The 11,237-nt window shown below is 59.6% G+C and carries 12 protein-coding genes; 8 read left to right on the forward strand and 4 right to left on the reverse strand.

The genetic code is table 11. The annotated features are described in order from the left end of the window. Nucleotides 1–101: 101 nt before the first annotated feature. Entirely contained in the window at nucleotides 102–683 is a 582-nt protein-coding gene (locus J2W17_RS14415; RefSeq protein WP_307334917.1) for a DUF6436 domain-containing protein, read from the reverse strand. A 97-nt stretch (nucleotides 684–780) separates the two neighbouring features. Between J2W17_RS14415 and J2W17_RS14420 the strand changes: the two genes are divergently transcribed. Further along, nucleotides 781–1,728, forward strand: coding sequence for an alpha/beta hydrolase (locus J2W17_RS14420; protein WP_307334919.1), 948 nt, complete (start codon nucleotides 781–783; stop codon nucleotides 1,726–1,728). A 120-nt stretch (nucleotides 1,729–1,848) separates the two neighbouring features. Here the strand turns inward: J2W17_RS14420 and J2W17_RS14425 are convergent, their stop codons facing one another. After that, nucleotides 1,849–2,601 (reverse strand): DUF2059 domain-containing protein, encoded by a 753-nt coding sequence (locus tag J2W17_RS14425; RefSeq protein WP_307334922.1) that lies wholly within the window; start codon nucleotides 2,599–2,601, stop codon nucleotides 1,849–1,851. 108 nt (nucleotides 2,602–2,709) lie between these two features. On the opposite strand from J2W17_RS14425, the gene J2W17_RS14430 reads away from it, so the two are divergent. Both J2W17_RS14430 and J2W17_RS14435 read left to right on the forward strand, forming a co-directional pair. Continuing rightward, a complete protein-coding gene (locus J2W17_RS14430; protein WP_307334925.1) occupies nucleotides 2,710–3,342 on the forward strand; it encodes a 2OG-Fe(II) oxygenase in 633 nt (210 codons plus the stop codon). 2 nt (nucleotides 3,343–3,344) lie between these two features. Continuing rightward, nucleotides 3,345–3,824: a DUF523 domain-containing protein gene (locus J2W17_RS14435; protein ID WP_307334927.1), complete on the forward strand. Its 480-nt coding sequence runs from the start codon at nucleotides 3,345–3,347 to the stop codon at nucleotides 3,822–3,824. A 149-nt stretch (nucleotides 3,825–3,973) separates the two neighbouring features. On the opposite strand, the gene J2W17_RS14440 is transcribed toward J2W17_RS14435, so the two are convergent. Beyond that, nucleotides 3,974–4,561: a transporter substrate-binding domain-containing protein gene (locus tag J2W17_RS14440; RefSeq protein WP_307334929.1), complete on the reverse strand. Its 588-nt coding sequence runs from the start codon at nucleotides 4,559–4,561 to the stop codon at nucleotides 3,974–3,976. 135 nt (nucleotides 4,562–4,696) lie between these two features. On the opposite strand from J2W17_RS14440, the gene J2W17_RS14445 reads away from it, so the two are divergent. Then, nucleotides 4,697–5,122, forward strand: coding sequence for a DUF4399 domain-containing protein (locus J2W17_RS14445; RefSeq protein ID WP_307334931.1), 426 nt, complete (start codon nucleotides 4,697–4,699; stop codon nucleotides 5,120–5,122). A 121-nt stretch (nucleotides 5,123–5,243) separates the two neighbouring features. On the opposite strand, the gene serA is transcribed toward J2W17_RS14445, so the two are convergent. Further along, nucleotides 5,244–6,473, reverse strand: a complete 1,230-nt coding sequence (serA, locus tag J2W17_RS14450) for a phosphoglycerate dehydrogenase (RefSeq protein WP_307334933.1) — start codon at nucleotides 6,471–6,473, stop codon at nucleotides 5,244–5,246. Nucleotides 6,474–6,678: 205 nt separating this feature from the next. Here serA and J2W17_RS14455 point away from each other — a divergent pair, with 205 nt between their 5' ends. From J2W17_RS14455 to J2W17_RS14470, 4 genes are all read left to right on the forward strand, one after another. Next, the gene (locus tag J2W17_RS14455) at nucleotides 6,679–8,073 is read left to right on the forward strand and encodes an FAD-binding oxidoreductase (protein ID WP_307334935.1); all 1,395 of its coding nucleotides are present in this window, start codon (nucleotides 6,679–6,681) and stop codon (nucleotides 8,071–8,073) included. A gap of 37 nt (nucleotides 8,074–8,110) precedes the next feature. Continuing rightward, the gene (locus J2W17_RS14460) at nucleotides 8,111–8,776 is read left to right on the forward strand and encodes a fumarylacetoacetate hydrolase family protein (protein WP_307334937.1); all 666 of its coding nucleotides are present in this window, start codon (nucleotides 8,111–8,113) and stop codon (nucleotides 8,774–8,776) included. A gap of 258 nt (nucleotides 8,777–9,034) precedes the next feature. Next, a complete protein-coding gene (locus tag J2W17_RS14465; RefSeq protein WP_307334939.1) occupies nucleotides 9,035–9,964 on the forward strand; it encodes an SdiA-regulated domain-containing protein in 930 nt (309 codons plus the stop codon). A 216-nt stretch (nucleotides 9,965–10,180) separates the two neighbouring features. Then, nucleotides 10,181–11,098, forward strand: coding sequence for an SdiA-regulated domain-containing protein (locus tag J2W17_RS14470; protein WP_307334940.1), 918 nt, complete (start codon nucleotides 10,181–10,183; stop codon nucleotides 11,096–11,098). Nucleotides 11,099–11,237: the final 139 nt, after the last annotated feature.

The following is an 11,237-nucleotide window of genomic DNA, read 5'->3' on the forward strand; positions in this document are numbered from 1 at the left end:
TGTTGTTATTGGGTGGCAGCTGTTCCCTGGCGCCACTGTTTAACACGGCTCGGCGAATCGGCCCATCGCCCTAAGGAGGGATTCGTATTGCGGGGTTTTTCCTACTTCGTTGGATCGACAGGCCACGGGCAATAACACCCAACGGCCAACGTGTGCGTGGCATCGACTGTTCTGCCCTGGTTCAACGCCTGCAGGATAGGCTCGATAAAACTGTTACTGGAATTGCAGGTCAGGCCTTCGCTGTACGGGCCGAAGTACGCCAGTTTGCCGCTGCGATCCCAGATCGCCACGGCCGGGCTGGCGGGGATCTGTTCGGCGCCCGGCAGGATGCTGATGGCTTTCAGACTGCTCAAGGTGCTCGGCAACTGTCCGTGGCTGCCGGGCTTTTGTACCGCGTAGAACTCCACGCCCTGGGGTCCATACTGCTCGACCAGTTCGCCCAGGTGTTGTTGATTGCCGACGTTGCACGGGCAGGCCGGGTCCCAGAAGTGCACCAGGCGGATGGCGCCGGGGCCGGCGAGATTATCGGGCAGGCGCAACGGGTCGCCGGAAAACACGGCGGTGTGCGAACTGAACGCGCGCAGGTAGCGTCCCTGAAACCAGTCATAGGCGGCCCAGAGCACAGCGGCACACACCAGGGCGAGCAGGCAGGCAAGCAGGGGGGCGCGGTAGGGCGAACGCATGGGTTTCAATCCTCGAAGATCGCCCAGCTTGCCATGCTTGCCGCGACAGATGAATATCGCAGGTCCATAAACGCCGTTTCATGTGCTGGAATCGTCCATGTCTGCCACTTTCGACCCCGATCATCTGCGTGCCAGTTTGCAGCCCCTGGCTGAGGCGCGGCCGCTGTCGGAGGAAGCGTTGGCCTACCAGCGTTTCTACGGGCTCGATTTTCCGGGGCGCCACCTGCGTAGCGGCCTGGGTCGTTTCGAGGTGGATGGTTATGAGGTGGTCTGCCAGTTCTGGTGGCCGCAGCAGGCCAGGGCGACGCTGTTTTTGTTCCACGGCTTTTATGACCACACCGGGCTTTACCGACATGTGATCGAGTGGGCGCTGGACCAGGGGTTCGCCGTGATTGCCTGTGACTTGCCAGGGCATGGCCTGTCCAGCGGTGAGCGCGCGAGCATCAAGGATTTCGCCGAGTATCAGGACATGCTGCAAGGCTTGTTCGTCGAGGCGCGCTCGCTTGATCTGCCGCAACCTTGGCACCTGTGCGGGCAAAGCACCGGCGGTGCGATCGTGATCGATCATGTGCTCAATGCGGGGGCAAGCAGTCCGGCGCAGGGGCAGGTGATCCTGCTGTCGCCGTTGGTAAGGCCACGGGCCTGGGGCTGGTCGCAAGTGAGTTATTACCTGCTCAAGCCTTTCGTAAAGGCCATCGCCCGACGCTTCAGCGAGAACTCCAACGACCCGGATTTCTTGCCGTTTTTGCAGGCTGATCCGCTGCAGCCGCTGCGTTTGCCGACCGCCTGGGTCGGTGCGCTGGCGCGATGGATCAAGCGCATCGAAGCCGCGCCGGGCAGCACGCGGCGGCCGCTGATTGTGCAGGGGCAGGCGGATATGACGGTGGATTGGCAACATAACCTTGCGGTGTTGAAGGCCAAGTTCGATCAGCCGCAGGTGTTGATGCTGCCTGAGGCGCGGCATCATCTGGCGAATGAGACGCTGGCGTTGCGGGGGGAGTATTTCGGGTTTTTGAGCAAGCGGGTCAAGGGCAGGAATCTTTAGCGTCAGTTCGGGCCCCATCGCGAGCAAGCTCGCTCCCACATTAGACTGTGCTTGTCTGAACAACGCATTCAACTGTGGGAGCGAGCTTGCTCGCGATGGGGCCCTTGCAGGCGCTAAAGATCATTGGCGAAGCGTGGAAGTATCCTGCCCCACCGCCAACCCCGCCCGAATCGCCGCCAACGCCGCCTTGTAATAAGCCTGGCCTTCCGCCGACTCGGCAAAGGTGGCGAACTCCTCCAGCTCGTTATCCGACAGATCACGGTAGACATACAGCAGCGTGTTGTTCAAATCGCTGCCGATCTGGTCCATCAGGCGCTGGCGCTGCCCGTTCAACATGCCTTGCGCCTGACCACCGCCGAGCAGGCCGGGGATCATCGAGCTCAGGCTGTCGGCTGCGACACCGGCAATCGCCAGGCTGACTTCGGCACCGGCCTCGCGAGCGGGCAGCGCCTGGGCCAGGTGGCCGATGATCAGCAGGCGGCTGTCGCTGGCCTGGATCTTCGGTAAGCCCTTGGCGTTTTTGGCCAGTTGGTCGCGACGGGTCGCCAGCAATTCGGCGGCTACTATTTTTTTGCCCAGGGGCGACTGGAAAAACGTCAGCGCCGGTTTTGGATCGGCGAGAGTCTTGCGCAGTTGTGCTTCGGCGCGCTGGTCCACGGCCTTGGGGGCAAAGCGTTGATTGCTGTTGTTGACCAGTGCCTGGAACACCGCAGGCGGCAGGCTGTTCTGGTAGCGCTGTTGAGCGGCCGAAAGAGCGTCGTTGAAATGCGCGCGTTGTTCTGGCCAGCCGGCGACCTTGTACAACTGGTCGTGGCCGTCTGCCCAGGCGGGCATAACGCAGAACATCAGCAGTGAGAAAAGCAAACGACGCATAGGGGCTCCTGTCGGCAGGCGACTATTCTCCGTGGGGCATGGGTACTTGTCGAGAATTCGTATCAACCCGCTGCGTGGCTCTGTCGGATTTCCAGGCACAGGAATACTATGCGCGCCATGCAAATACCCTCTGATCACCCGCTGCTGTTACGTATCGTCGACGACCTGGCCGAGCACGGCTGGTCGCAGCAGAATATTTTCCTGCCACTGGGTCTGACCCAAGAACTGGCGGCCGAGTGCCGTAAACGTGCGGCCGAGGGTGAACTGGCCCCGGCCGCCGTGGGCCGCGGGCCGACATCGGAAGTGCGCGAGGGCATTCGCGGCGACCATATCCAGTGGATCGAGCCCGGCCAGGCACAGGCTTGCGACAGCTATCTGGTGCTGATGGACAGCCTGCGCGAGGCGATGAATCGCGGCTTGTACCTGGGCCTGGAGGATTTCGAAAGCCATTTCGCCCTGTATCCGCCCGGCGCTTTCTACCTCAAGCATCTCGACCGCTTCCGCGACGATGACAGACGCATGGTCTCGGCGGTGGTTTACCTCAATGACGCCTGGCTGCCCGAGCACGGCGGTCAGTTGCGCATGTACCTGGATAAAGGGGTCGAATACGATGTGGTGCCTGTCGGCGGATGCCTGGTGGTGTTCCTGTCGGGAGAGGTGCCGCACGAAGTCCTGCCCGCGATGCGCGAGCGCCTGTCGTTGACCGGCTGGTTCCGGCGTCGCGGCAACGAGCCGTTCTGATCATGCAGAAAATTCTGGTAAGCCGCTGTCTGCTGGGTCACCGCGTACGTTACGACGGCGGGGCCAGCGGTCCGTTCGATCAGCTCCAGCAGTGGCTCGACGAAGGTCGGGTTGTTCCATTGTGTCCGGAAGTGGCCGGTGGGTTGCCGACGCCCCGGGCGGCGGCGGAAATTCCGGGTGGGCAGGGTGGTGAGGTGCTCGATGGTCATGCGTCAGTGATCACCACCGAGGGCGCGGATGTCAGTGCCGAGTTTCTCGCAGGGGCTTATCAGGCGCTGGAGCTGGTGCAACGGCACGGGATCCGCGTTGCCGTGCTCAAGGCCAACAGCCCGTCTTGCGGGAATCTGTTGACCTATGACGGGACATTCAGTGGGGTGAAGGTTAGCGGCGAGGGGGTGACGGCGGCGTTGCTCAAGCGCCATGGTGTGCGAGTCTTCAGCGAGCTGGAACTGGCTGAAGCAGCCGCCGCACTGAAAATCTGATGCCCCACACAAAACCCCTGTAGGAGCGAGCTTGCTCGCGATGGTCGTTAACGATAACGCGTGTTCGCTGGTTAAACGCGGCGCTCTTGAGTCCATCGTCGGAACGCCGCCCGGAGCAAGCTCGCTCCTACAGGGGACCGTCAGTGGCTTCAGGGTTTCGGGGCCACACCCGCCTCAGCGCCAAACCATTTCTGTTCCAACGCCTCCAATCGCCCATCCGCCTTGATCCGCTGCAGCGCATTCTCCAGGCTGGCGTGAAACGCCGGGTTGCCCTTCTGGAATGGAATTGCCAGGCCCACCTCCGGCGCGGCTTTGGGTTTTTCTTCCGTCAGCGACTGCACCAACAGAATCGAACGCGGTTGCTCGTCTTTCTGCGCGATCAATTGCGCTTTTGTATGAATGTAAGGTGCGCTGAAGTCGAAACGATCCTTGAGTTCCGGGGTCATTGCTATGTGGTTGATGGCAACGTCGTACTTGCCGCTTTCGACACCGGCCAGCATGTCGCCGGAATCGGTAATGACGAAGTCGGACCGCACATCCAGTTCCTGGGCCAACAACTGACCCAATTCAACTTCGAAGCCCGTCAGTTTGCCGTCGTCCTTGAAATTGAAGGGTGGTGTATTAGCCTCAAGGGCAATGCGCAATTCGCCACGGTCGTTTACATCGTCAATCAGTTCGGCATGAGCCAAGGGGCTCAAAAGGGGTAGCAGGCAGATCAGGCCAGGCAAAAAACGCATGGTCACTCCTTTGAATTCATTATCGCGATGCTCTGGGTCGGGCTCGCTTTGCTATGGTTGTCGAGAGCCTTCGACAACGAATGGCCGTGAAGTTGTCATGGCCGCGCCGATTTTATGGAAAAACTGGAGAACAGAATGAAAACCTTTATGTCACGAGCAGTATTGGCGAGCCTGCTGATGGGGGCTTCGATGCTGGCAACCGCTGCCACACCGGCGCCCAAAGGAGCAGAAGTGTCCATCGTTTCTCCCAAAGATGGTGCCACGGTTGGGCAGACCTTCGTCGTCAAATTCGCCGTCAAGGACATCTCGCTGGCGCCAGCGGGTGATGTCACCAAAAATACCGGTCATCACCACTTGCTGATCGATGTCGACAAATTGCCAGCCGCCGGTGCTCCGATTCCAACGGATGCCAACCATATGCATTTCGGCAAGGCGCAGACTCAGGCTGAAATAAAACTGGCACCGGGCAAGCATACTCTGCAGCTTGAACTGGGTGACAGCGGTCATATCCCGTTTGATCCGCCGATCGTTTCCGAAAAAATCACCGTGACGGTGAAGTAACTTTTCACCCGGCATGAAAAAAGGGAGACCCTCGGGTCTCCCTTTTTTCAGCTGCAAGCTATAAGCGTCAAGCTAAGGCAAGCGTACTTGCCGCTTGAACTTGCCGCTTGTAGCTGCTCCTTTAGAACAATACACGGCAACGAATGGTGCCGTTGATGTGCTGCAGCTTCTCTTGGGCCATTTCCGAGTAATCGGCATCGACGTCGATCACGACGTAACCGACTTTCTCGTTGGTCTGCAGGAACTGACCGGAAATGTTGATGCCGTTTTCGGCGAAGACCTTGTTGATCTCGCTGAGCACACCCGGGATGTTTTCGTGGATGTGCAGCAAACGGTGCTTGCCAGGGTGAGCCGGCAGGGCCACTTCCGGGAAGTTCACCGACGATACCGAAGTCCCGTTGTCGCTGTACTTGACCAGTTTTTCTGCCACTTCCAGACCGATGTTGGCTTGCGCCTCGGCAGTGGAACCACCGATGTGCGGGGTCAGGATCACGTTGTCCAGGCCACGCAGCGGGCTTTCGAACTCTTCTTCGTTGGAGCGTGGCTCCACCGGGAACACGTCGATGGCCGCGCCGATCAGGTGCTTGTCCTTGATCGCGTCCGCCAGGGCGTCCAGCTCGACCACGGTGCCGCGAGCGGCGTTGATCAGGATCCCGCCCTTCTTGATGGCACGGATTTCCTTCTCGCCGATCATCCACTGGGTCGCCGCGGTTTCCGGAACGTGCAGGGTGACGATGTCGGACATGCCCAGCAATTCCGTCAGGCTCGCCACCTGGGTAGCGTTGCCCAGAGGCAGTTTGGTCACGGTGTCATAGAAGTACACCTGCATGCCCAGGCCTTCCGCCAGGACCGACAGTTGGGTACCGATCGAGCCGTAACCGACAATGCCCAGCTTCTTGCCGCGGATTTCGAAGGAGTTGGCTGCGCTCTTGATCCAGCCGCCACGGTGGCAGGAGGCATTCTTCTCAGGGATACCGCGCAGCAACAGGATCGCTTCGGCCAGCACCAGCTCGGCAACGGAACGCGTGTTGGAGTATGGCGCGTTGAATACCGCAATGCCGCGTTCACGAGCCGCGTTCAGGTCAACCTGGTTGGTGCCGATGCAGAAACAACCTACAGCGACGAGCTTCTTCGCATGATCGAAGATCTCTTCGGTCAGTTGAGTGCGCGAGCGAATGCCGATGAAGTGAGCATCGGCGATCTTTTCCTTGAGCTGGGCTTCCGGCAGAGAACCTGTGAGGTACTCGATGCTGGTGTAGCCCGCCGCCTTGAGGACGTCGACAGCCGATTGGTGGACGCCTTCGAGAAGAAGGAACTTGATCTTGCTCTTATCGAGAGAAGTCTTGCTCATCTGCGTAAACCTGTATCCCGGAGAAAATTGGCAGGGAAGTAGCCAGCAGACGCTGACCCGAGCGGCATGACAGCCGTCGCCGCGGAACAGCCGTTGGGCACTATAGCGCGGGGTCGGTATGCTAGCATAAGCGCCCCGCTAAACACCCATTCCTGCGACGTGAAGCGTTCTCAGGATGACCATGAATTGTTCGAGAGTTCTGTCGATGACCAATCCTGCCCTGATTGATGAGCTGAAGACCCTGGTTGAGCCTGGCAAGGTGCTGACCGACGCCGACTCCCTGAATGCTTACGGCAAGGATTGGACCAAGCATTTCGCCCCGGCTCCGTCGGCCATCGTCTTCCCCAAGACCACCGAGCAGGTTCAGGCCGTCGTGCGCTGGGCCAACGCGCACAAAGTGGCGCTGGTGCCGTCCGGTGGACGCACAGGGTTGTCCGCGGCTGCCGTGGCGGCGAACGGTGAAGTGGTGGTGTCTTTCGACTATATGAATCAGATTCTCGACGTGAACCTGACAGACCGCACCGCCGTCTGCCAGCCAGGCGTGGTCACCGAGCAATTGCAGAATGTGGCTGAAGAAAAAGGCCTGTACTACCCGGTGGATTTCGCTTCCGCAGGTTCCAGCCAGATTGGCGGCAATATCGGCACCAATGCCGGCGGGATCAAGGTCATTCGCTACGGGATGACCCGTAACTGGGTGGCGGGCATGAAAGTCGTGACCGGCAAAGGGGACCTTCTGGAACTGAACAAGGACCTGATCAAGAACGCCACCGGCTACGACCTGCGTCAGCTGTTCATCGGCGCTGAAGGCACCCTCGGTTTTGTGGTCGAAGCGACCATGCGCCTGGACCGTGCGCCGAAAAACCTCACCGCCATGGTCCTGGGTACCGCCGATTTCGATTCGATAATGCCGGTACTGCACGCCTTCCAGAGCAAGCTCGATCTGACCGCGTTCGAATTCTTCTCCGATAAAGCCTTGGCAAAAGTCATGGGCCGCGGTGACGTGCCGGCGCCGTTCGAGTCCGATTGCCCGTTCTACGCACTGCTGGAATTCGAAGCGACCACCGAAGAAGTGGCCAACCTGGCCCTGGAAACCTTCGAACACTGCGTCGAGCAGGGTTGGGTGCTTGACGGGGTGATGAGCCAGAGCGAGACCCAGTTGCAGAACCTGTGGAAGTTGCGCGAGTACATCTCCGAAACCATCTCCCACTGGACGCCGTACAAGAACGACATTTCAGTCACTGTGTCGAAAGTCCCGGCGTTCCTGAAGGAAATCGACGGGATCGTCGGCGAACACTATCCGGACTTCGAGATCGTCTGGTTCGGCCACATCGGCGACGGCAACCTGCACCTGAACATCCTCAAGCCGGAAAACCTGAGCAAGGACGAGTTCTTTGCCAAGTGCGCGACCGTCAACAAGTGGGTGTTCGAAACCGTCGAGAAGTACAACGGCTCGATTTCCGCCGAGCATGGCGTGGGCATGACCAAGCGTGATTACTTGACCTACAGCCGTTCGCCCGTTGAGATCGAGTACATGAAAGCCGTCAAAGCGGTGTTCGACCCGAACGGGATCATGAACCCGGGCAAGATTTTCGCTGTTTGATTCTTCAAACTTTAAGAGCACGAATCAGGAGTCGGTAATGAGCTATCAGCACCAGTATGTCGACGGTACGCGCATTCACTTCCCGTTGGGGAAGGTGGTGTGCATCGGCCGCAACTACGCCGAACACGCCAAGGAACTGGACAACCCGGTACCAACAGAGCCGTTGCTGTTCATAAAACCGGGCAGTTGCGTCGTGTCGCTGGAAGGCGGCTTCAGCATTCCTGCCGAACGTGGCTCGGTGCATTACGAAGCGGAAATCGCCGTACTGATCGGCAAGCCTTTGTCGACCAGGCCGAGCCGTGAAGAAGTGCTCGACGCCATTTCCGGTTTCGCCCCGGCCCTGGACCTGACCCTGCGCGACAAGCAGGCCGAGCTCAAAGCCAAGGGCCTGCCCTGGGAAATCGCCAAGTCCTTCGACGGGGCGGCGGTGATTGCTCCGTTTGTGTCCGGCAGCACTTTTGCCGACCTGACCGACATCGGCATTCGCCTGACCATCAATGGCGAAGTTCGCCAGGATGGCAACAGCAAGGACATGCTCAATCCGATCGTGCCGATGATCCAGTACATGGCTGGCTGCTTCTCGCTGCAGGCCGGTGACGTGATCCTCACCGGTACACCGGTGGGCGTCGGCCCGCTGAACGTCGGTGACGAACTGGTCCTGGAACTGCCGGGCGCCAGCAGCTTCACAAGCAACGTCCGCTAAATCGACGCATCCCCCCTGTAGGAGCGAGCTTGCTCGCGATGGTCGTTAACGATAACGCGTGTTTACTGATTAAACGCGGCGCTCTTGAGCCCATCGCGAGCAAGCTCGCTCCTACAGGGGATCGCGCCCGCGCGGGGCTTTCCCGCCATTTCCCGTTTTTTTCACATCTTGTCAGGATAATTCCGGGGCGTGCGGCGCCTGAGCCGAGCCCATTTGTGCTATTACCCCTTGGCCTGAATTTCTGGAACGCTTCCCTTGATGCCGACCCAACCGCAGACCGCCCTCAAACCTGCCCGCCGCTCGCGCTTTTTCATGCGCTGGTATTCATGGCTGTTGCTCGCGGCTGCAGCCGCGTATGGCCTCGCATTCGCGATGCATTGGGATGACCGGGGCGTGCTCTGGGTCCTGGAACGTTTCGAAAGCCCTGCCGAGCGCCAGGAGAGCATCTGGTTGCCGGACTACCGCGCAGTGATCGACGCCAAGGTGCTGCCGGGCATGGAAAAGGACGAGGCTTCGGACCTGACCTACGATTCGCAGACCAACACCCTGTTTTCGGTCATGGGCAAAAATCCCTTCCTGGTCGAGCTGACCTTGCAGGGTGATGTCTTGCGCAAAATGCCCTTGGTGGGCTGGAGCAACCCGGAAGGTGTGACCGCGATGGGCAACGGCCTGCTGGCCATGGTCGATGAACGCAATCACCTGCTCTCCATCGTCAAGGTCGATGCCGACACCCGCGAACTGAATATCGCCGACTTCCCGAAATACGACCTCGGCCCTTCGAAAAACCAGAACAAGGCCTTCGAGGCAGTCGCCTGGGATGCGCGCAAGCGGCAGTTGCTGCTGGGTGAAGAACGTCCACCGGCGCTGTTCGGCTGGAACAGCGATGGCAGCCAGACCCTCACGGGCGACAAGCAGAAAATCGCCAGTGATGAATTGGATATCCGCAACCTGTCGGCCCTGGCCATCGACCCGCGCACCGGTCACACCCTGGTATTGTCCGCCGATTCTCACCTGTTGCTGGAATTGGACGAGAAGGGCGAGCAAGTCAGCTTCATGACCCTGCTGGGCGGTTTCAATGGTTTGAGCAAGACCATTCCGCGCGCAGAAGGCGTCACCATGGACGAGGCTGGCACCCTGTATATGGTGAGCGAGCCGAATCTGTTCTATCGCTTCGAAAAGCAGAAATAACGCCCTTGTAGGAGCGAGCTTGCTCCGGGCGGCGTTCCGACGATGGACTGGAAGCTGACGTGATCCATCAGGAAGTACGCGTTATCGTTCAACCCCATCGTCGGAACGCCGCCCGGGGCACAGGGACGGGTTGTGGTGCAAGGCCACTGGCCATTAAGCTTCAATTCAGACTGCCGTGGTATTTCATCCGCCAGTCTTGAATCCGAGCTAACTTGAATGCGCCGACTTGCCCGTCCCAAACCCCTGATACTGATGTTCCTGGCGATAGCGCTGAGCGTGCTGGTTGCGTTCGGCCAATACCTGCGCCTGTTCGAGCGCGCCTGGTTCAACATGCATACGCTTTGGCAACCGGAGAGCACGCAATCCATCGGCCTGGATCGTTATCAGGTCACGCTGGAGGCGCGCGTCATCGAGGGCCTGGACGACGATGTATCCGCACTGACGTTCGATCCGGTGCGCAAAAGCCTGTTCACGGTCACCAACAAAAATTCCGAACTGATTGAATTGTCCCTGGACGGCCGGATCATCCGGCGCGTGGCGCTGGTCGGCTTCGGCGACCCGGAAGCGGTGGAGTTCATCAGTGCCGACACTTACGTGATCACTGACGAGCGTACGCAACGCCTGATCAAGATTCATCTGGAACAGGACACGACCTTCCTCGACGCGCAAGATGCCGAACAGATCACCCTCGGCGTGCACATGAGCAGTAACAAGGGCTTTGAGGGGTTGGCCTATGACTCGGTGGGCAAGCGACTGTTCGTGGCAAAGGAGCGCGACCCGATGCTGATCTACGAAGTGCAAGGCTTCCCGCATTACAACCCGGAAAAATCCTATGCGGTGCACGTGGTCAATAATCCCAAGCGTGATGCCGGGATGTTCGTGCGGGACCTGTCGAGCCTGCAATACGACGAGCGCAGCGGCCACTTGCTGGCGTTGTCCGACGAGTCGCGGCTGATTCTGGAGCTGGATGTGGACGGGCGACCGCTGAGCACCATGTCATTGAGCAAGGGGCGCCAGGGGTTGCAGAAAACCGTGCCGCAAGCGGAAGGGATTGCAATGGATGACGACGGCACGATGTACCTGGTGAGCGAGCCGAACCTGTTCTACGTCTTCAAGCAACCACCACAACCCTGAAGCTCAAACGCGCCCCCCTGTAGGAGCTGGCTTGCCAGCGAAGAGGCCAGCACATTCACCACAGATGTTGGCAGTGACACCACCTTCGCCCCTGTAGGAGCTGGCTTGCCAGCGAAGGGGCCAGCACATTCACCACAGA

Origin of the sequence: Pseudomonas lini, assembly GCF_030812475.1 — a bacterium.
GTDB classification, from domain to species: domain Bacteria; phylum Pseudomonadota; class Gammaproteobacteria; order Pseudomonadales; family Pseudomonadaceae; genus Aquipseudomonas; species Aquipseudomonas lini_A.